Raw genomic sequence first — 20,872 nt, 5'->3', positions numbered from 1 at the left:
AATGGTAATGAGAACAATTCTTGTTCGACCCCATTCGATCGACAGGGACATGCGGGTGCGCGCGAGCCGTCTTTTCATGGAAAGACGTGCAATTTCAATCACTTAGCGGAGAGATTTCCCTGAAACGGGCGATGCGCCGGCACGACAGTCGCGTGGCCTCGGCGCTTAAAAATTCAGCAGGTCAGGCGCGAGCCAGCGCGCCCAGTGCATCCTGGATTTCAGTGGGTTCACAGGTGTGCAGCAGGCGGTCGGCCTCGCGCATCAGACGCGGGCGGTCTGAGCGCAGGATCTGCTGCTTCACGCTGAGCAGCTGCGATGGATGCATCGAGAACTCGGTGAGCCCCATGCCGAGCAGCAGGCGCGTCATTGCCGAATCCCCCGCCATCTCGCCGCACACCGACACCGGCTTGCCGGCCTGATGCCCTTCGCGGATGGTGCGTGCGATCAACTGCAGCACCGCCGGATGCAGCGGGTCGTACAGATGCGCGACCGCATTGTCGGCGCGATCAATGGCCAGCGTGTACTGGATCAGGTCGTTCGTGCCGATCGAGAGAAAATCCATGCGGCGCAGGAACACCGGCAGGATCAGCACGGCGGCCGGAATCTCGATCATGGCGCCGACCTTGACAGTCGGGTCGTAGGCAATGCCATCGGCGTCAAGCGAGGCCTTGGCTCGCGCGAGCAAGTCCAGCGTCTGGTCGATCTCGCGGGCGTGGGCGAGCATCGGCACGAGAATCTTCACCGGCCCGAAGGCAGATGCCCGCAGCAGCGCGCGCAGTTGCGTGAGGAACATCGCCGGCTCCGACAGCGACCAGCGAATCGCACGCAGCCCCAGCGCCGGGTTGGGCGCGGTCTCGAATACATCGTCGCGGATGTCGAGCGGCTTGTCGGCGCCGATGTCGATCGTGCGGATCGTCACCGGCAAGCCCTGCATCGACTCGACCGCCGTGCGGTACGCGCGGAACTGTTCTTCCTCATCGGGCAGGGCGCCACGCCGGTTCATGAAGAGGAATTCCGAGCGGAACAGGCCCACGCCCACGGCGCCGGCCTTCACGGCAGCGGCTGCGTCCTCCGGCATCTCGATGTTGGCGAGCAGGTCGATCTGCGTGCCGTCGAGCGTGACGGTAGGCGTGTGGCGCAGGCGCTCGAGGCGCTTCTTCTGCAGTTCGCCCTCGCTGCGGCGGTGACGGTATTCCTCGAGGATGGCCTCGCTCGGGTCGACGATGACGATGCCGTTGTCGCCATCAATCACGATGACGTCGTCCTGGCGGATCAGCGCGCTGGCATTGTGCACGCCCACCGCAGCCGGAATATCCAGGCTGCGCGCAACGATGGCGGTATGTGAGGTGCGCCCGCCGAGGTCGGTGACAAAACCTGCGAACGTTTGGCCGCGAAACTGCAGCATGTCGGCCGGAGCAATGTCGTGTGCGACAACGATCATGCCAGCGTCCGGATCGCAGCCCACCGCCACCGGTGCAGGCGCCAGTGCGGGCGCACCGGCCAGCACCTTCAGGATGCGCTCGACCACCTGTTCGATGTCGGCTTTGCGCTCGCGCAGGTATTCGTCTTCGATCTCGCCGAACTGACGGATCAGTTCTTCAAGCTGCGTGGTGAGCGCCCACTCGGCGTTGTAGCGGCGCGTGCGGATCAGTGTCTCGGGCACCTGCGAGAGCAGCGCGTCATCCAGAATCATCGCGTGCACATCGAGGAAGGCGCCCATCTCCTCCGGTGCATCGGCAGGCAGATCGCGCTTGAGCGCAACCAGCTCGCCGCGCACAGCGGCCCGGGCGCTGCGCAGGCGCTCGACCTCGGCATCCAGCTTGTCTTCGTCGACGAGGTAGTGCGACACATCCAGTGCCGCGCGCGCCAGCATGTGCGCACGGCCGATGGCAATGCCGCGCGAAACCGGGATGCCGTGCAGGGTGAATGGCATAGAGACGCTGGCCGAGAACTGCGTTGTGTTGTGGGTTACTCGCCTTCGCCGAAGCGGTCGTTGATGAGTCCGACCAGCCCGTCCATGGCAGCCTGCTCGTCAGGGCCTTCGATCTCCAGCGTGACGGTGGAGCCGATGCCTGCTGCCAGCATCATCACGCCCATGATGCTCTTGGCGTCGACCTGACGGCCGTTGCGCGACATCTTGATCTGGCTGTCGAACTTGCTGGCGAGCTGCGTGAGTTTGGCGGAGGCGCGGGCATGCAGCCCGAGCTTATTGATGATGGTGATATCCCTCTGCAGCATATTTGTCCGGATGGTTGGCAACCTGATTCTGAACGGCTGTCGAGCCGACCTGCAGTACGCCTTGCGCGCCACCGGCCAGTGCCTTGGCAGCAAGTTGTTCGAGTTTTTCGGTGCGATAGCAGATGGCGCGCACCAGCATCGGCAGGTTCACGCCGGCCAGCACGCGCACGCGGCCTGGATCAGCCAGGCGCGAAGCGATGTTGGCGGGCGTGGCCCCGAAGATGTCGGTCAGCACCAGCGCGCCGTTGTCCTCGATCAACTCTGCGAGCTTGGCGCGCGCCTGGGCCAGCACGGCAGCCGGCTCGGCGTCGGGCAGGACGTCGATTGCACCCAGCCGTTCGGGCTGACCGCAATACACGTGTGCAGCACAATCGCGCAGTGCGCTGGCCAACGGCGCATGAGCGATGATCAGAATCCCTGCCATGATCGAAAAGCGAATCGGTGTGACCTCGATTGTATCAGGGCCATTTGGGGCGATTGCGCGCAGTGTGCGGAACTCCCCCGAGCGGAGGACACCCGCCGGAGAGGCTATGCCACCTTTCTAGGCCGAATTCCGGCCAGCCCCACCTAACCCCGCGCCCGGCGACTTGCCCGCAGCCCGCTCGAGCGCGTCGATGAACATGCCGGCCACATTGAAGCCGGTCTGCTGGGTGATTTCCTGGAAGCACGTCGGGCTGGTGACGTTGACCTCGGTCAGGTAGTCCCCGATGACGTCCAGGCCGACCAGCAGCAGGCCGCGCTGCCACAGCACCGGCGCGAGTGCATGCGCAATCACTTGATCACGCTCGGACAGGGGCTGTGCGCGCCCCGTACCGCCGGCAGCCAGATTGCCACGCACTTCGCCAGCCATCGGGATGCGCGCCAGCGAATGCGGCACCGGCGAGCCACCGATCAGCAGGATGCGCTTGTCGCCCTCGCGGATGGCGGGAATGTACTGCTGGGCCATGATCGTGCGCACGCCGTTGTCAGTGAGCGTTTCGATGACGGCACCGAGGTTCATGCCGTCCGGCCCGACGCGGAAAATGCCTGTACCGCCCATGCCGTCGAGCGGCTTGAAGATGACGTCGCCCTGCTCCGCGTGAAAGTCGCGCAGGCGCTTGGCATCGCGCGACACGATGGTCGGCACGGTGAACTCCCGAAACTGCGCAATCGCCAGCTTCTCGGAGTGGTCACGAATCGCCTGCGGCTTATTGAACACGCGTGCGCCCTGCCGCTCGGCAATCTCCAGCAGCCATGTGCTGGTGACGTATTCCATATCGAACGGCGGGTCCTTGCGCATCAGCACGGCGTCAAAGCCGGTGAGCGGCAGCAGACGTGCATCGCCTGCGCGATACCACTCCTGCCCGTCTTCTTCATTGCCGGTCAGGGCGATGGGCGTGGCAACGGTCTCGACCACGTTGCCCGCCAGCGTCAGCTGCGACTGCAGGCACGTGTAGATCGCGTAGCCGCGTGCCGTCGCCTCGCGCATCATCGCGAAGGTGGAATCCTTGTAGATCTTGAACGTCGACAGCGGATCGACGATGAACAGGATGCGCATGGCGGCTCCCTCAACAGCTTGTGCTTAGATCAGCGGGTTCGGGTCGGTCTTCTCAAGCTCGAGCGACGCGGCCAGCAGAGCGAGGCGCGCCACCACGCCATACATGTAGAAGCGGTTCGGCTCGCCGGCGCCCGGCTTGGCGTGGCTGTCGGGCAGCGAGTTCGATGCAAACGGCAGCGGCACGAAATGCATGCCCGGCGCGTTCAAATTCTCGTCCACGCCACGGCCCGTGTGAACCCGGTAGAAACCGCCAACCACATAGCGGTCGATCATATAGACGACGGGCTCGGCCACGGCTTCGTTGATCTTCTCGAAGGTGTGCACGCCTTCCTGCACGATCACTTCGGAGACCTCCAGGCCTTCCTTGACCACGCTCATCTTGTTGCGCTCCTTCCGGTTCAGGCCCTTGACCTCGGAAGGATCGCGCACGGTCATCACACCCATGCCGTAGGTGCCGGCATCAGCCTTGACCACCACGTATGGGGTCTCGGTCACGCCGTACTCCTTGTACTTCTTGGCGGTCTTCTTGAGCACGGTCTCGACCGCGTGGGCGAGTTCTTCCTCGCCGGCGCGCTCATGGAAGTCAAGGCCGCCGCACTTGGTGAAGTACGGGTTGACCATCCACGGGTCAATGTCGATCAGCTTGGCGAACTTCTTGGCCACTTCATCATAGGCGGCGAAGTGGTTGGTCTTGCGACGCTGCGACCAGCCCGCGTGCAGCGGCGGCAGCAGGTACTGCTCGTTAATGTTTTCGAGGATGGGCGGCACGCCAGCCGACAGATCGTTGTTCAGCAGGATCGAGCACGGATCGAAATTCTCCATACCCAGGCGGCGGCCCTTGGTGCCGATGCGCGAAATCGGCTCGATCACCAGGTGCTGTCCATCGGGCAGGTCGATCGGCGTCGGTTCCTTGATGTCTTCGGACAGCGAGCCCAGGCGCACGTTGAGCCCAGCCTGGCGCATGATCTGCGACAGGCGCGCCACGTTCTGCAGATAGAACATGTTGCGCGTATGGCGCTCGGGAATCAGCAGCAGGTTCTTGGCGTCCGGGCAGATCTTCTCGATGGCGGCCATGGCAGCCTGCACGGCCAGCGGCAGCATCTCGGGCGACAAGTTGTTGAAGCCGCCCGGGAACAGGTTCGTGTCGACCGGCGCCAGCTTGAAGCCGGCGTTGCGCAAATCGACCGAACAGTAGAACGGCGGCGTATGTTCCTGCCACTCCAGGCGGAACCAGCGTTCGATGGCGGGCGTGGCGTCAAGAATCTTCTGCTCGAGCTCCAGCAGCGGCCCGTTCAGCGCGGTGATCAGGTGCGGAACCATACCCTTCCTATTGATGTAATTTATCGCCCGATCCGATTGTAGAGGAACAGGCAATAGCTTGCAGACGACAGCGGGCTATCGATATGCGGTCAATGGACGGTTTCGCAAGGGGAGGTGTGTGGCAACGCACAAAACCACACAGAAAACGTGGACAAAAAAAAAGCGCGGGGCTGCCGCGCTTGGGGAATAGCCTGACAGATACGGGGAGCGTTCTGCAGGTGGAGGAAACCACGTCTGCAATGTAAGCGTCCGCATAACGAGAGGCAATTGAAGGTTTTTTACATCGGAGTTAAGGCTCGGTGGCTCAAGCGCCACGCCAACAAAAAACCCGGCACGTGGCCGGGTCTTTTGTTTGATCAGGCAGAGGATCAGTCTTCGTAGGCAGTTTCGCCGTGAGACGTGATGTCCAGACCTTCGCGCTCCTCTTCTTCCGGCACGCGCAGACCGACGATCGCATCGACGATCTTGTACGAGATGAAGGCCACCACGCCAGACCAGATGATCGTGGTCAGCACGCCTTGGAGCTGGATCCACAGCTGGCCGCCGATCGAGTAGCCGTCGGCCACCTTGTTGGCAACGTAGTCGTAGATGCCGGTGCCGCCCAGGCTCGGCGAGGCGAACACGCCAGTCAGCAGCGCGCCGAGGATACCGCCCACGCCGTGCACGCCGAACACGTCGAGCGTGTCGTCCATGCCCAGCATGCGCTTGAGGCCGTTCACGCCCCACAGGCACAGCAGGCCGGCGAGGATACCCAGGGCGATCGAACCCATCGGGCCGACGAAACCGGCAGCCGGGGTGATGGCCACCAGGCCTGCCACGGCACCCGAAGCTGCACCCAGCATCGACGGCTTGCTCTTGCCGATCCACTCGCCGAAGCTCCACGACAGCACGGCAGCGGCGGTAGCCAGCAGCGTGTTGACGAAGGCCAGCGCGGCGGAGCCGTTGGCTTCCAGGGCCGAACCGGCGTTGAAGCCGAACCAGCCGAACCACAGCAGCGAGGCGCCAACCATCGTCAGCGTCAGGCTGTGCGGCTTGAGGGCTTCACGGCCAAAGCCGATGCGCTTGCCGAACAGGAAGGCACCCACCAGACCGGCAACGGCGGCGTTGATGTGCACCACGGTACCGCCGGCAAAGTCCAGCGCGCCCTTCTGGAACAGCCAGCCCGACTTGGACGTCATCACCTCAGCCGCCTTGGCGTCGGTAAAGCCATCCGGACCCGGCCAGAACCAGACCATGTGGGCGATCGGCAGGTAGCTGAAGGTGAACCACAGCACCACGAACAGCAGCACGGCCGAGAACTTGGCACGCTCGGCGAAGGCACCGATGATCAGCGCGCAGGTGATCGCGGCGAACGCGCCCTGGAAGGCGAAGTACGCAAACTCCGGCACCACCACGCCCTTGCTGAAGGTGGCGGCCACCGAATCCGGCGTCAGGCCTTTCAGGAACAGGCGATCAAGCCCGCCGAAGAAGGCGTTGCCCTCGGTGAACGCGAAGCTGTAGCCGTAGATGGCCCACAGGATGATGATGAGCGAGAAGATGCCCGTGCACTGCATCAGCACCGACAGCATGTTCTTCTTGCGCACCAGGCCACCGTAGAACAGCGCCAGGCCCGGCAGCGTCATCAGAATGACGAAGGCAGTAGAGACCAGCAGCCATGCCGTGTCGCCCTTGTTGGGCACGGGCGTGGCCGCAGCCGGAGCCGAGGCAGCAGCCGGCGCAGCAGCAGCGGCTGCTGCCGGAGCGGCGGCGGCATCGGACGCGGGCGCTGCCGCAGGCGCAGCAGCAGCCGGTGCCGACGCTTCGGCAGCCGGCTTGTCCTGCGCAACGGCGGGTGCCGACATCACGGCGCCCGCAAGCACCGCAACAACGGCCCCTGCGGTCAGGAATCGTGTGAACCAGGTTTTCATGTTTTGACCTCTTCCTTGGCAGATTGGGCTTATAGAGCGTCGCCGCCGGTCTCGCCGGTGCGGATGCGGATGACTTGTTCAACGTCGGCCACGAAGATCTTGCCGTCGCCGATCTTGCCGGTGCGCGCAGATTTTTCGATGGCTTCAACTGCGCGCTCGAGCACGTCGTCGGGCACGGCCACTTCGATCTTCACTTTAGGCAGGAAGTCGACGATGTACTCGGCGCCGCGATACAGCTCGGTGTGGCCCTTCTGGCGCCCGAAACCCTTGACTTCCGTCACGGTGATGCCCGACACGCCGACCTCGGACAACGCCTCGCGGACCTCGTCGAGCTTGAACGGCTTGATGACCGCCATGATCAGTTTCATGCTGATTCCTCCTCGATTGGCGACGCCCGACTCGTGAATGGACGCCGCCTCGCCTCGTTGATTAGAAAGTCTTGGTGACCGACAGCAGGGCCGTCGCCTTGCCCATGTAGCTGTTGCGCGTGTTGGTGTAGAACGCGCGTGAAGCATTGGTGTCGATGTACGCCAGCGATGCCGTCCAGCCGCTGCCGAAGTCCTTCGTCACGCCGACCTTCCAGTCGGCATACGAGGCACGCACGGTCTGGTGCGGCACTTGCTGATAGCCGACGTGCAGGTTCAGCGTCAGGCCCCAGAAGCCGGTGTCGAAGTTGCCCGACAGGTCGAAGTACTGGCTATGGTGCGAATCCGGCGTGCCGAACAGGTTCGAGAACGCGTGCGAGTACTTGAACGTGACCGGACCGTAGCCGACTTGCGCGTAGCCTTCCGTGGTGTGCGGGCGCGTGAAACCGTCGGGATAGCTGCCCGGGTAGTAGTACTGCAGCACGCCCACGTCGATGGGCACGTCCTTGACGATCTCGGTCTTGTAGCCGCCGTAGAAGTCCATCTCGATGGGTGCAGACACGCTCGAGTTGGAATCGCTCAGCCAGCTGATCGACGAGTTCCAGTTGCCGACGTAGAAGCCTTCAGGCAGCACGCCACCCGGAATGGCGTAGTCAACCCCGCCCTGGATGGCGGGCTTGTTGTTGGTCTGCATGATGCCGCGATAGCGGTATTGGCTGGCCAGCGTGACGTTGGCAGTCAGTGCAGGTGCCGGAGCGGGTGCTGCGGCAGGTGCATCGGCCGCCGGCGCGGCGGGCGCAGTCTGGGCGATGGCGCTTTGAGTCATACCGGCGGCGGCACCGGTCAACAACACCACACTGGCTGCGTACGCAAATTTCTTCATAACGGCTCTCCCCCTTTTAGAAAGTCGCAACAACGGAACGTTGAAACGTGAAAAAAAGTCGCACCAGTTCTGCAACTGTCATGCCATGTCGATGTAGTGAAGTTAGAGCGAATCTTCGACGGCGATGCCTAGCCCGACTCAGGACTTGCACCAAGGGAATTGGGGACGGATCCGCCAGCGTGATTTGCGCCACCCACCAACGCTTGCAGCAGGCGGCTCCGACCAATGCGGCCTCAGACCGTCATGGCGCGATAAAAGCCATGTGATAGAGTGATTTCAGCGCCGTGCTGCTTAGCGTCGCCCCAGATTTCCAGGTTTCGGATGCTGATCTGTCCCCGTTTGGATGACGCCTGCAATGCCGCATCGCAGCGAGACTTGCCGGGATTTGTGGAGTTGGAGGCGCTCAACGGGTAGCATCCACGCCTTCGGCACTGAAACCACGCGCCTTGTGCCGCTCTGCGCACCATGGCACGGCAATCCACGCGCACAAAAGCGGTGCATGCACCGGCTTGGCGCGGGCAGCACGACCCTCGGAGAACCTCAATGAAACCCACCGATCTCTTTACCGACTTTCAGAACCGCGTCACCGAGGCACTGCGCAACTCGCCGGCCGCCGACATCGAGAAGAACGTGCGCGCGATGATGACCCAGGGCTTCTCCAAGCTTGATCTGGTCACGCGTGAGGAATTTGATGTGCAGTCGCAGGTGCTGGCCCGTACCCGCGCCCGCCTGGAAGAGCTGGAGACGCGCGTGGCCGCGCTCGAAGCGCAGCTCAAGACTGCTGCCCCAGCAAGCACTGGCCAGTAACGCGCAAGCGCCCGGCATCACGCCGGGTGCAGGTATCGCCCCTCGCTGTGCCCGCCGCGGCACCCGTGCTGCGACGCACAGCGAAAAGTTCGATGCGTCGCCTTGTTGCGGCTGATGAACTGATCTAGAACGTCCTTAAGACGCACGCGCAGCAGCGCTTGAGGAGAAGATCATGCAGCATCGTCTCTACTTTCTCTTGCCGGACGTCGCCAGCGCCCGGCGTGTCATGAATGACCTCCTGCTGGCGCGCATCACCGAGCGCCACATCCACTTCGTCGCCAAGGAAGGCGCCGACCTCACCGGCCTGCACGAGGCCAACCTGCTCCAGACCTCCGACATCGTCCATGCCACCCAGAACGGGCTGGTGATCGGCGGTGGTGCGGGCGTGGCCGCAGGTATCGTGGCCGCACTGTTCCCAATCATCGGCGAAGGTCCGCAGTGGGGGATGGTCGGCATCACAACCGTGGTCGGCGCGCTGTTTGGCGCGTGGGCCTCCAGCATGATCGGCAGTTCCGTGCCGAACAGCCGCCTCAAACCGTTCAAGCAGGCGGTGGAGGATGGGCAGATTCTGTTGATGGTGGACGTACCGCGCTCGCGCGTGCCGGAAGTGCGCGCCCTACTGCAGAACACGCATCCTGAAGGCCGCTTCAGCGGTGAAGATTCGGCGATGCCTGCGTTCCCCTGATCGGATCTGCCGACAACAACACCGGAGCCACGTGCTCCGGTTTTTTTTGCATTCAGACTGCGCGTCAAATTTGAATGCAAGCCGAGTGGGCGGCATCACGTGACTGGCACAGTGGCAGGTTCCTCTTACGCCGCGCACTGACACGCCATGCATCCCTGCCCTGCTCTCTGTTCCGTTCGTCATGTCAATCGGAGAACGCCGCGATGAGCCTCGCCGTCCTGCGTTCACGCGCGCTTTCCGGCATCGATGCGCCAGCGGTGTCCGTGGAGGTGCATCTGGCCAACGGGCTGCCGTCGTTCACGCTAGTCCACTCATAATTACTGACTATGCCTGACACCCCCCGCACCACCCCGGCGCCCCTGGCGTACTCGTACATCCGCTTCTCTACAGCCCGCCAAGCCGACGGCGACAGCCTCCGCCGTCAAAATGCTAAAGCTGCGGAGTACGCAGCCCGGAAGGGGCTACAGCTAGACGAGAGTCTGACGTACAGAGACTTAGGTGTCAGTGCATACGACCGCTCAAACGTGACGAAGGGCGCGCTGGGCCTATTCCTAGCCGCCGTAGAGGCGGGTAAAGTCCCGCCAGGGTCTTTCTTACTAGTAGAGCAGCTAGACCGCCTTAGCCGTGCTGACCCGATGAAAGCTATTGATGTTATTCGCACTATCGTGGATGGCGGGGTATCTATCATTACGCTTACTGACGAAAGCGTTATAGACAAGAGTAACGCAAGCGACTTAGGCGTAATGCTTAATGCTATCGTCGTTATGTCCCGCGCTCACGAAGAGAGTAAGCGAAAGTCGCAAATGCTCTCTGATTTCTGGCAAGAGAAGCGCGTACAGCGTCCGCCAGTATTAACCGCAGAATGCCCCCGCTGGTTACGCGTCAAGCCCGACCGCTCCGGTTTCGAGCCTATCCCTGAAAAAGCCGAATCTGTACGCCGGGTAATCGAGCTGATGGCCGGGGGTTTCGGCAACGTGGCAATAGCCCGCCGCGCAAACGCTGAAAAGTGGCCTGTACCGGGCTTAGGCGACTCTTGGCACGCTACCCTAGTATCCCGCATAGCCCGAAATAGGGCAGTGATTGGTGAGCACCAGCCGCACAAAAAGACAGAAGGCGTACGCCTTCCTATCGGCGAACCCTGGCCGGACTATTACCCTGCCGTCGTAGATGAAACTTTATTTAACTTAGCCACGGCAGCACGGGCTAACCGTGCCGACTTGCCGCGCCGCCGTGACAATCGGTATTTGAACGTCTTTCAAGGTGTTATTAAGTGCGCTTGCGGCTCGTCTTTGTCGCGCAAATATAAAGGGTCTAGCGCACAGCCCGGGTACGTCCAGTACCAGTGCACGGACAGAATAAGAGGGGTAACTAACTGCAAATCCATTTCCGCCCTAAAGCTACACCCGGCTTTGTTGCGGGGTATTCTAGAGACTGACGCCGAGGCGGTGGCTGATGATGACTTTACGACGTGGGCAAGGGATGAAGTAACGTCCGCAGAGACAGTACTACGTGAAGAACAAGCGAAACTAGCTAACTTGCTCGATATGCTGGAAGGACTTACAGACCGCAAGGATTCCCCCGCCCTGCTGCTACGTATCCGCCAGCGCGAGCAGTCTATTAACGAACGCAAACAGCACCTAGAGCGCGTTACTAAAGACTTGCTGGCGTTGATGGATATGAACGCGGGTAACCCCGTTGACGGTACTTTGCAGGAGACTTTAGACAAACTGACAGGCGACGAACACATCGACTACCGCGCCGCACTTCACGAAAGAATTTTGCGAGCTATCTCGTCTATCGTTGTAAACACTGCTACTATGTTTGCGTCGATAACTTGGCGCAACGGTCGAGCCGTTACGCAGATACCTCTGGAGTGATGAAAATGAGCATTGACCTTAAAAGTCTTAGTTATGACCAGCTTATGCAGCTTACGCGGGACGCGGAAGCTCTGATAAAAGATGGACGTAAACAGAAGCTTGTAGCCCTGCGCGCTGACATTCGCAAGCAGATTAAAGACGCTGGCTTTACGCTTGACGAGGTCTTAGCGCCTTTGATGCATTCTGCTGATATGAAAGACGCCACACCCGAGGAGTTGGCTAAGCAGAAGCCGTCTAGTACACGGGGTACTAAAGTACCTGCCAAGTACAGCGATGGTGAAAATTCCTGGTCTGGCCGTGGCCAAACCCCGAAATGGTTGGAAGCTCACTTGATGACTGGCAAGACCGTTGCTGACTTTCTAATCAATCCAAAGGAATAAAATGTGGGACTACCTGCTATCCTTTTTGTTCGGAATGTCGAGGGATTTGTACGACGGTGTACCGATGCACATAACGCCGCCTGACAGCCCCGAATTTGGCGCTGACACTTTTCAGCAGGATAGCTTTAGCAGCTCGTCTGACAGCTTTGGCGGTAGTTCGTGGGATTGAGCGGTTGTATTATTCAGCCCCTCCGGTTGTACTATTTGCCCCTTTCGGTTGTACTCACAATACAGACTAACACAGAGAACAGAAACAACAGACGACCTGCGGCCGTCTGTCATACGGTTTGCTAGCGCAAACCTAACAGAAGGCGGGCATAGCCCGCCGGTCGCTTCGCGACATGCAAAGGGGGGCAAGGCCGTTCAGGCCGCAGCCCTAGCCCGCGTCAAGCGGGCTTTTTTACGCGTATAAAACTGTTACCTACACATAGTGTAGAGGGTGGTAGCTCTACACAGTAGTTCGAGGGTGATACCCCCGCTGTTGCTCCCGACAGCGGGGGTTTTCTTTTTTCCAAAACGTATAAAACCGCTGGCTATACGTTTGTATCGGTAATACAACCGACACCCCCTAACTACTGGAGACTACCAATGTCCAAGCTCGCTACAAAGTCCACTAAAGAAAAAGAGGACTACATCCGTAAGATTGACGGACTTTCTACGTTCGCTCGCGTATCACCCTTGACTATGATTGACAGTGCCATTGGCCCGCGTCAACTTAAAGTGTTTCTAATTCTCGCATTACACGCCAAAACTAGCGGTTATGTACGTCTTTCGCAAGAACGCATAGCCGAGATGTGCGGCTTCTTCAGCAAAGGTAAGCCCGACAATGTTTTAGTATCGCGCTTGATTTCCAACGCTAACCACGCTAAACAAAAGAGTGGTACTGGCCCGGGCCTTGTGGAGCTTGGATATGTGCTTAAACACGGGCAGATAGGCCACGACCAAGTGCAAGAGTACACGCTTTTAACGCCCCGCGTTGAGGGTACTAACGTAGTACGTCCGGATGGTACTCATTCTCCGCTGAATTTCCCCACAAATCGCCAAGACCCTGACTATCACGTACAGCGCGACAAGAAAGCCGGTCAAAAGGCTATGGACGAAAACAAAGATATGTGGGCTAATGAAACAGACGTATACACCCGGCAAGACTGCTTAGATGAAGTCGCTGACTTTGAAAAGACTGGCACCGTAACTATTCCCGCAGAGGCATACAAGAAGTTCGGCATAGCGTTACCAGTTAAGTCTATCCCTGTCGTTCCTGATACCCCGGCCAGCCCTAAGTTTGACCCTTCACCGGCCCCCTCGTCTGCCGATATTGAAGAACCCGATTATCAACAGTACACTAAAGAAGAAGTAGCCGCCGCGATAGCGGACTACCACGACGGTTTAGAGATGGACATACCCACCGTAGTTATCCGGCGCTTCGGCTTCAAGTGGCCCGTTCGCCGCATCGGTTCCGAGGCCTAAATAGCAGAAGCCCGCCAAGGGCGGGCTTCTTAATCAACAGCGGGTCTGAATCACACGACTTCTCTGCGCCGGACAGTAGCTATGATGCGGGGCTCACCAGCTAAATCAATCTTAAGTTTTTGGGCTTTTAGCCTGCGTAGCTTATCAACGATGGCACCCCGCGCGTTCGTGATGGCTAGCACTCCTACAACTGTATAGCACCCGTTTTTATATGTTATGTAGGCTCCGTCGCATTCTTTAAATTCTGGTACTAATCCCGCACGCAATCCAGCTTTTCCCACAGCCCCCGCTATGTCTTGTTCGCGCCGCTTTTGCGCTAGAAATTCTATAGTTGTTATGTGTCTTACATAGTCTAGCGTTCCCGCGTCGTACCCGTGATGCGCCCACCCCTTTTCGTAGCCTTCTGCTTCTAGTTCAAGGTTAACTCTATCTGCTCCTTTTCGAGTTAGTATCCACGCGGTATATCCATTCGCCAGTTTTCTAGATTTAACTTCTTCTGCTAGCTTCAATCGCTTCAGCACTAGCTGCGCTTTGTTCGTCGCTACGTGAAGTGTGCTATCTGTATAGACCCACAGGGCGATAGTTCGCGTAGTCATCCAGCCGCACAGCCCTATAGCTTTTAGCGTCTCGATTTCTCGCGCCTTACCCGCTTCGCGGGTATTTGATTTATGAAGTACGGACACGGTGTATCTCCTGTTTAGTTCGATACACCGTGTAGTCACTCCGTGACTAATAGCCCCTTGCGGGGCTATGCGGGACCGTGTGCTCTTCGGTCGCTAGGGCGACACGCACACTAGCGGGCTAGGGCCCGCTTCCCTTGCTGCGCCGAGACGCCCGCTGCGGCGGGCGGCCCCACGCTTCACGCTAGCCGACTGCCGTGGCTGCTATGAACCGCGGGGCCCCCCGCCTTCCAGGCGTCCCGGCGGGGGCTATGTCGCCCCCCAAAAAGCCGGCTATTACGCGTTCGCTAAATAGCCTGGACCGTCGGCTAGGGCCTCCTATTTTCTAGCGTTCGCTAGAAAATTCCCTTTTCGGCTCCCCCCCCATTAAGCGCGTTTCAAATCGTGGGCGATTTGAAAAACTCCGGCTGTACGCCTCCGTTCCCTCCGGGCGCATTTATTACGCGTCGTTGTTGCTATACAAGTTGCTATACGTTTTTAGCGATGGAAAAAACAATACAACTGCGCTAGTGCTTGCGGGCTAGTTGTGCGTCTCCATCCGTTTTCAAGCCCGCACTTAACTTAACTGATGGAGTATCAAAAAATGTCTGAAACTAAAACTGCTGTTGTGACCGGGATTGTTGGTGAACTGGTAGAGGGCGTATCTGCCCGCACCGGTGCTGCTTACCGTTTCCAATCTGTGACTATTCTTCAAAAGGCACGTAATCAAGAGGATACGCTCTTTTTGAAAGATGACCAGCAGCCGTACCCCGCTGGCAAGTATGAGTTTGATGTGGTTTTCGGTCGTGGCAAGGACGGCCGTAAAACGTACTATCTGAATAGCCCACGCGCTATCTAAAAAATGTTTAATTTTTTGCGTGAAATCTTTGACGATAGTAACTATACAAAGTGGGACGTACTTTACTCTATCTTGATTACCGTAGCGGTGATTGGAATAGTAGTTAAGTATGGACCGTGAAGCGGGCTTTTTGCAGCGCTACTGCACTGCAAAAAACCGCAATCTATAGGAATACATGAATGAGCTTAGGACAGTCACAAACTATTCTAATTTGCTCTCCAGGATTACCTGAATTGTCCCCGTGCCCTAGCGGTACGGGTCCAACTACGGTAACAGCGTACGTATTGAGCCCCGCCGCTTCTCAATACATCGACGCTATCTCTACACCTTTTAGCCTAGCCACCGGGTTGGAGCTTTGGGGTGTGGCTATGTCTGTTGTGATATTTTGCTGGTTTATCTCGCATATGTTGAAGCAGGTTATTAAAGCGGTTTATTAACTTTGAGAGTACTTAAATGAACGGTATCGATTTTTCCGGTTTGACTTCTGCTGTGACCTCCGGCGCAGCTTCCATTGGCCCCGCCGTCCTCACGGTCGCTGGTGTGCTGATTGCTGTGAAGCTGACGCAAGTAGCTATCCGCTACGTGCGTGGCGCAGTTCGTTAATCCAGCGTTGACGAAGTTAAAGGGGCTGGCCTCGCGGCCCGCCCCTTTTCTTTTGGAGTAATCTAATGATTAAATTTTTGAAAACTGGTCTAGCTGGACTATTTCTAGCTCTGACTTTTAGCTCTGCCTTTGCGCAGTTCAGTAATGTGGGTCCGCCCGGTTATGCTGAAGCTAACTCGAATCCTGACAATGCTTGGACCGTTGTAGTTCTTCCAAGCGGCTACGTGTGCGCCCTTGGTGGTTATTGTGTCGCTGGTAGCTCTGTCGATGACTTTAACCGCTTCGTCGATAGCTGGAAGTTCTTGGACGGCACACTAAATATGTATCCTGACGGGTCTATCCCGTTTTGGTCTGACCCTGCGCTTATCGCAGAATACAAACAATACCTTTCAGCGTCGCAGTTCGCTGATGCTGGTGGCTTTGCTGGCGCATTGAATTCTGTTGCTATTCCTACTTGCGGTCCAAGTGGATATTGCCTAGACCTTTCAAAAGTGGTTTATCCAATTTCTTCTGATACCGGTACGCTTGCAGTGTTACTAGCAGTCTCCGCCATTATGCTTTCTGCTGTTCTTGTATTGCTCGGTATTCGTGCTGTACGTACTGCTGTTAAATGATTGACTTGTCAACGCTCTTAGCTGCTGTAGACGCGTCTACTATCTCCCCTGCTCTTTTGAAGGTTGCAGGGGTGATGGTATCTATTCTGTTGACTAGCGTAGCTATACGCTACATTCGTGGCGCTGTCGATAGTGACGACGCTACAGAATCTAACGACGATGGAGACGGCTATGAGCGCTGGTGACGCGTGGTATCTACAATTTTTTCTTCTCGGCTTGCTTTGCGGTTGGGCGGTAATCACAGGATTTCGGGGCTAAATGCGGTTTACAGTTATTGCGTTAGCTCTAGCCGTTTGCGCGCTTTCTGTTTCTACAGCTAATGCGCAGGCCCTGCGGCGTCCGATGCCTGTTAGTGACAGTATTGGTCACGTTATTAAAGACGTCGTGGGTAGCCACATTAAAGGGGGCGTTGGTATAGCTCGTGCCGCTGCTAATGATGCAGTGTATGGTACTGCCGTGGGTATCGCGACCGGTGCAGGTATTGATGCAGCCGCAGCCGGTGGCGGTATGATTTTCGGTTTACCAGTTTGGGCTGGTGCTGCGGCAGTTATCGGCGGCATTATTGTTGCCGGTGTTGGCTACGACTTGCTATTTAATCAAGATGGCACCGTTAAAGTACGCGTAGACCCTAACGCACCTTTTGCGCCGAAGGGCCCGCCGACGTGGTTTTATGCCACCTCCGCAGGCGCCCCCGGCTTTCCTTCCGCAGAAGGCCGTGGCTTAGATTATCTATCCGCTATTAACGCCGCTATTACCGCCGCTGGATGTTCAATTGATGTAGCTCCAGGCGGCCCGGGTACCTGCGGATTTGGCACTTGCTATGGTCAAGACAGTTCGGGTAATGGACTTAGCGTCCCCACAGGCGCTTGCGCTTCCGCTCGCTATGATTCTCCGCCTGACGACGCTATTAGTAATCCATTTCCACAAATTGGCGGGGGGTGGTCTACTTTGACTTACGGACAAGCTATTTCTATTTTGTCTGACGATGACTTAGCTAAACCTTTGAGTAACGGCAATATTGCTGATATTGCAAACGGTGTAACTCGTATTGCCTCAAATGTCCCCGGCTATCAAGGGGTACCATACGATTCAGCTAATCCAATTACTCCTGACGAAGTGGGCTCTATTATCAGCAGCGGTACAGCCACTCCGCCGACGTTGGGGGATATGCTTGGTGCGCCCTCAAACCCCGCGCACCCGATTTATACGCCCGACACGGGCACCGGTACTGGTACTAGCACAGGTACCGGCACTAGCACGGGTACGGGTACTGGCACTTCAACGGATACCGGCTCTGGTACTAGCACAGGTAGTACGTCGGGCGTTGGTCAAACCACAACCGGTACCGGCACGGGTACTAGCACTGGTACAGGTACCGCGTCTAACCCGTACACCCCGCCCGGCGCTTCTTCTGCATTACCCCCTGCAATGACCGGTTTTGAAATCGGCGACACCGTTAAGCTAATGCTAGATGCATTTACGCCGTGGCGTAACCTACAGTTTTCGGTAGCTGCTGTGCAGTGTCCGAATCTAAGTATGTCCTTTAGCTTGATGTATCACGATTTTTCGTTTAACTCTACCGCCATTTGCGACATTGCCAATCATTACGAAACATTCGTACAAGCTATGTTGACGTTCGTCTATATCTTGTCCGCCATTGTTATCGTATTTTCAGCATAAAGGGGGTTCAGTGGGTGCATTATTCGTCTGGCTTTTTGAAGCTCTTGTAAGTGCTGGTGTAGCTAAGTTCTTTAGCACTGTACTGCTTTTCTTTTCTGTACAACTATTCATTAGCGCTTTTTTCAATCTTGGCATAGCCCCCTCTTGGCTAGTACCTGCCTCTATTACAGACACTTGGCATAGTTTTTTAGCAGGGGCTAGCGGTATTTCGGGTGAGTTCTCCGCCCGCTTGTTTTGGCTTGCTAACTATCTGATGTTGCCCTACGGCTTAGCGACACTGTTTAATGCCCGAGTTACAGTTTTCATAGTTCGTCGCTTGTTTAAGTAAGTTGCTATACGTAGTTAGCGCGATGGAGGTGCGCTAACTATGCAAATTAACATCTTTGGAAAACCCGGGGACGGTAAAACTTACTCTACTGTTTTCTTCGTAGGGCTATTCGCGCTGGCCGCTGGCCGACGCTGGGTAAGTAACATAAACGGTATTGACGCCGCCGCAATCAACGGCTATCTAAACGCGTTGCCGGGTCGCGCTACGTCTTCTGATAAGACGGACGCGCTGGACCACACCGAGCGCAGGCTATTAAAGCTTATGCGCGAGCAGAGTACCGCAACCGGCGACTATGACTTTAAAGCGCTGATTCTCAACGTTGACGAAGAAGACGTTAAGAAGCCTGACTTTTGGTATAGCCCCGACTTTCCCGCGTCGTCAATTACGCAACCCGGCGACGTTATCACTGTTGACGAAGCCCGGCGCTACTTCGGAAGCGGTATGAAAGTACCCGAGCGCACTATTATGCTGATTCTTAAGCATCGGCACTATGTAGACGCGCGTGGCTATTCGATGGACTTGTACTTTATCGCGCAACAGCCGGGGCACTTGCAACGCGAGGTTTCGGGTAATGCGCAATTTACATACGTCGCACGTCGTATGCTAAGCGCCGGCAAGTACAAACAGAAGAAGTTTCGTCTTGATTATTATGAGGGCGCTATTGGCCTGACTGATATTAAGCGCGGCGACTATTACGATGGAGTCGAAGAAACTCTAAACCCCCGTATCTTTAGCTTGTACAAATCATTTGAAGGTACGAACGGCTTTGAAGCTAGTAATAACACGCCAACTATTTGGAATGTGAAGTTTTGGGGATTACCGCTATTTAAGTTTTGGATTCCTCTATCTTTTGTCGCGTTGGTCTGGGGTGCTTACTATATGTATCACTTCTTTTTTAGCGGCGCGGACATTATTGGAACGCCTCTAAAGACCAAGCCCGCCGCTATCTCTGGTGTGGCTGGTTTAGCGCAACCAAAGGCCATTACGCCGCCCCTGCCCGCCCCCGTACCCTCTGCCGACCCGACAGCCGGTGAATCTACGCTATTCCGTCTTACTGGATTCTATAAACAACAAGGTTATACCTTTGCGATTCTCTCCGACAAAGATAACCGAATTCGCTATGTCTCTGACTTTGAATATATCCAAACTGGACTAGCACCCACTATCAAATGGCACGGCTCCGTTATCTCTTATTGGACCGGTCCCGTTGCTGCTATCCCTCAATTGAAAGAAAAGAATGATGAAAAAAAGTCTAACATTTTTGCTCACTAATGTATTGAGCTTTGCCGCTTTCGCTACTACCGCGCCAGTATTGCCGCCTATCGTGCCGGCTATGCCGTCTCCAGTTGCCACGTTAGATATTTCTGTACCTTACGGGCTATCTATTGTTGAGTTTGCTCGTCAAATTCTGCAAGACGTTTTGAAAGTCGATTTCGTATTTTCTGATGACTTTATTAATGGTACTGACCGGGTAGGCTTTAGCCGTTCCACTCTGGGTAAGGCAGGCTCTGAATCCTTGCTACGTGATGTATTAGCAGAGCGGGGCTATTCTCTTATTCGCAAACCGTCTTATTACTATGTAACGAAGACCGCACCGACGAAGGAAGAAAAGCCCGACGAAACAGACTTTATCTATCGCTTGAAATACCGCGATTTGAATTACATCAGCTCGATGTTGCTTCCTTTGTTTCCTAAAGGTAACTTTACTTTCCAACGAGCACAAACAAACCATAATCCAGCTTCTCCGGCACCCGGCACAGCCGGGGCTAATGCGGGTACTAATACCCCGACTACAGCGACAGTAACACCGAGCGCGCAACAAGGAAAGCCCGTGGATAATGGTACTAGCGCATATTCTCAAATGACGCGCAACGACTTAGACGCTTTTGTGTTCCACGGTACACAGAAAGATATTGACCGGCTGAAGGGTTTACTTCAGCAAGTGGATACACCTGTACCCCGTGCTATCGTTCGGGCTTTCATTCTTGAAGTAGGCACAGACAATAAGGACGCCTCCGCCATTGGCCTAGTTTCTAGTGTGCTTCATAGCAAGCTGGGTGTTAGTTTGACAGGCGGGGCCCCCCTTACTAATTCGCTTACGTTCAGCTCCGGCAGTACTAGCGCCGTGCTTTCCGCTCTATCTACTGATACGCGATTTAACATTAAGACCGCTCCGAGCTTGTACGCTAATACTGGCACTAAAGCCGTGCTGAAAGTTGGTTCGTCTATCCCGACGTTGGGCAGTATTCAAACATTGTCGGGCGGCACTACTCAACAGAGCGTGCAATATCAAGATATCGGTACGATTCTTAACATTACGCCGACTATCGCCGACGATGACATTACAGTACAAGTCGAGCAGGAAATCAGCGGCGCGATTGAGACAACGACTGGAGTAAACAATACTCCAACGCTGACCAAACGTACCCTATCTACTACGCTTTCTATGAGTTCGGGCGATTGGGTACTTTTGGGCGGTCTAACTTCTGATAGCGATACGGGCACCGCTTCCCGCCTCCCTTGGTTTTCTTTCAAGTTGGGTAATAGCACCGACAAAAGCCGGACGGACATTGTTGTACTACTACAAGTAGAGCGTCAGTAATCCCCTTACCGCAAGCCACCTTTTTTGATTAAAAAAGTGGCTTGCTTTTTGTTGTCTGTTG

General features: G+C 56.7%; 21 protein-coding genes and 1 pseudogene. 12 read left to right on the top strand and 10 right to left on the bottom strand.

Annotated elements, in window-relative coordinates; genetic code table 11:
* Positions 1 to 181 precede the first annotated feature (181 nt).
* From ptsP to V6657_RS01345, 9 genes are all read right to left on the bottom strand, one after another.
* A complete protein-coding gene (gene ptsP / locus V6657_RS01385; RefSeq protein ID WP_048933879.1) occupies positions 182 to 1,933 on the bottom strand; it encodes a phosphoenolpyruvate--protein phosphotransferase in 1,752 nt (583 codons plus the stop codon).
* 35 nt (positions 1,934 to 1,968) lie between these two features.
* Positions 1,969 to 2,238 carry an HPr family phosphocarrier protein gene (locus V6657_RS01380; RefSeq protein WP_021196342.1) on the bottom strand — a complete coding sequence of 90 codons (270 nt, stop codon included), beginning with the start codon at positions 2,236 to 2,238 and terminating at the stop codon, positions 1,969 to 1,971.
* On the bottom strand, positions 2,207 to 2,662 hold the full coding sequence (locus V6657_RS01375) for a PTS sugar transporter subunit IIA (RefSeq protein ID WP_048933878.1): 456 nt from the start codon (positions 2,660 to 2,662) through the stop codon (positions 2,207 to 2,209). The genes V6657_RS01380 and V6657_RS01375 overlap by 32 nt, the downstream gene beginning before the upstream one ends.
* Before the next feature lie 117 nt (positions 2,663 to 2,779).
* Positions 2,780 to 3,775, bottom strand: coding sequence for a glutathione synthase (gene gshB / locus V6657_RS01370; RefSeq protein WP_048933877.1), 996 nt, complete (start codon positions 3,773 to 3,775; stop codon positions 2,780 to 2,782).
* A 24-nt stretch (positions 3,776 to 3,799) separates the two neighbouring features.
* Complete coding sequence (gene gshA / locus V6657_RS01365; RefSeq protein ID WP_048933876.1) at positions 3,800 to 5,095, bottom strand: glutamate--cysteine ligase; 1,296 nt, start codon at positions 5,093 to 5,095, stop codon at positions 3,800 to 3,802.
* Positions 5,096 to 5,463: 368 nt separating this feature from the next.
* On the bottom strand, positions 5,464 to 7,002 hold the full coding sequence (gene amt, locus V6657_RS01360) for an ammonium transporter (protein WP_048933875.1): 1,539 nt from the start codon (positions 7,000 to 7,002) through the stop codon (positions 5,464 to 5,466).
* A 29-nt stretch (positions 7,003 to 7,031) separates the two neighbouring features.
* Entirely contained in the window at positions 7,032 to 7,370 is a 339-nt protein-coding gene (locus tag V6657_RS01355; RefSeq protein WP_021196337.1) for a P-II family nitrogen regulator, read from the bottom strand.
* Between the two features lie 61 nt (positions 7,371 to 7,431).
* Positions 7,432 to 8,250 carry a TorF family putative porin gene (locus V6657_RS01350; protein WP_048933874.1) on the bottom strand — a complete coding sequence of 273 codons (819 nt, stop codon included), beginning with the start codon at positions 8,248 to 8,250 and terminating at the stop codon, positions 7,432 to 7,434.
* A gap of 233 nt (positions 8,251 to 8,483) precedes the next feature.
* Positions 8,484 to 8,657: a hypothetical protein gene (locus V6657_RS01345; protein ID WP_160315294.1), complete on the bottom strand. Its 174-nt coding sequence runs from the start codon at positions 8,655 to 8,657 to the stop codon at positions 8,484 to 8,486.
* A gap of 136 nt (positions 8,658 to 8,793) precedes the next feature.
* Between V6657_RS01345 and V6657_RS01340 the strand changes: the two genes are divergently transcribed.
* The 6 genes and pseudogenes from V6657_RS01340 (at position 8,794) to V6657_RS01315 (ending at position 13,466) form a co-directional block, all read left to right on the top strand.
* Positions 8,794 to 9,057 (top strand): accessory factor UbiK family protein, encoded by a 264-nt coding sequence (locus tag V6657_RS01340; RefSeq protein WP_021196335.1) that lies wholly within the window; start codon positions 8,794 to 8,796, stop codon positions 9,055 to 9,057.
* Between the two features lie 172 nt (positions 9,058 to 9,229).
* Entirely contained in the window at positions 9,230 to 9,742 is a 513-nt protein-coding gene (locus V6657_RS01335) for a hypothetical protein (protein ID WP_048933873.1), read from the top strand.
* A 203-nt stretch (positions 9,743 to 9,945) separates the two neighbouring features.
* A pseudogene (locus V6657_RS01330) lies at positions 9,946 to 10,050 on the top strand (magnesium chelatase subunit ChlI); the annotation flags it as partial.
* Positions 10,051 to 10,068: 18 nt separating this feature from the next.
* The gene (locus tag V6657_RS01325; protein ID WP_338754855.1) at positions 10,069 to 11,619 is read left to right on the top strand and encodes a recombinase family protein; all 1,551 of its coding nucleotides are present in this window, start codon (positions 10,069 to 10,071) and stop codon (positions 11,617 to 11,619) included.
* A gap of 5 nt (positions 11,620 to 11,624) precedes the next feature.
* On the top strand, positions 11,625 to 11,999 hold the full coding sequence (locus tag V6657_RS01320) for an H-NS histone family protein (RefSeq protein WP_338754854.1): 375 nt from the start codon (positions 11,625 to 11,627) through the stop codon (positions 11,997 to 11,999).
* Between the two features lie 588 nt (positions 12,000 to 12,587).
* Positions 12,588 to 13,466, top strand: coding sequence for a hypothetical protein (locus V6657_RS01315; RefSeq protein ID WP_338754853.1), 879 nt, complete (start codon positions 12,588 to 12,590; stop codon positions 13,464 to 13,466).
* Positions 13,467 to 13,516: 50 nt separating this feature from the next.
* Here the strand turns inward: V6657_RS01315 and V6657_RS01310 are convergent, their stop codons facing one another.
* Complete coding sequence (locus tag V6657_RS01310; protein ID WP_338754852.1) at positions 13,517 to 14,149, bottom strand: hypothetical protein; 633 nt, start codon at positions 14,147 to 14,149, stop codon at positions 13,517 to 13,519.
* A gap of 580 nt (positions 14,150 to 14,729) precedes the next feature.
* Here V6657_RS01310 and V6657_RS01305 point away from each other — a divergent pair.
* The 6 genes from V6657_RS01305 to V6657_RS01280 all read left to right on the top strand — a co-directional run bounded on the left by V6657_RS01305 (position 14,730) and on the right by V6657_RS01280 (position 20,811).
* The gene (locus V6657_RS01305) at positions 14,730 to 14,984 is read left to right on the top strand and encodes a hypothetical protein (protein ID WP_338754851.1); all 255 of its coding nucleotides are present in this window, start codon (positions 14,730 to 14,732) and stop codon (positions 14,982 to 14,984) included.
* A 453-nt stretch (positions 14,985 to 15,437) separates the two neighbouring features.
* The gene (locus V6657_RS01300) at positions 15,438 to 15,587 is read left to right on the top strand and encodes a hypothetical protein (protein WP_338754850.1); all 150 of its coding nucleotides are present in this window, start codon (positions 15,438 to 15,440) and stop codon (positions 15,585 to 15,587) included.
* A 65-nt stretch (positions 15,588 to 15,652) separates the two neighbouring features.
* Entirely contained in the window at positions 15,653 to 16,201 is a 549-nt protein-coding gene (locus V6657_RS01295) for a hypothetical protein (RefSeq protein ID WP_338754849.1), read from the top strand.
* Positions 16,202 to 16,459: 258 nt separating this feature from the next.
* Entirely contained in the window at positions 16,460 to 17,881 is a 1,422-nt protein-coding gene (locus tag V6657_RS01290) for a hypothetical protein (RefSeq protein ID WP_338754848.1), read from the top strand.
* A gap of 367 nt (positions 17,882 to 18,248) precedes the next feature.
* The gene (locus V6657_RS01285; protein WP_338754847.1) at positions 18,249 to 19,481 is read left to right on the top strand and encodes a zonular occludens toxin domain-containing protein; all 1,233 of its coding nucleotides are present in this window, start codon (positions 18,249 to 18,251) and stop codon (positions 19,479 to 19,481) included.
* A complete protein-coding gene (locus tag V6657_RS01280) occupies positions 19,447 to 20,811 on the top strand; it encodes a hypothetical protein (RefSeq protein ID WP_338754846.1) in 1,365 nt (454 codons plus the stop codon). The genes V6657_RS01285 and V6657_RS01280 overlap by 35 nt, the downstream gene beginning before the upstream one ends.
* Positions 20,812 to 20,872: the final 61 nt, after the last annotated feature.

Origin of the sequence: Ralstonia sp. RRA (assembly GCF_037023145.1) — a bacterium.
Taxonomy (GTDB): Bacteria; Pseudomonadota; Gammaproteobacteria; order Burkholderiales; family Burkholderiaceae; genus Ralstonia.
Note: the sequence above shows the minus strand (reverse complement) of the source record. Positions and strands in the feature narration are given on the sequence as shown.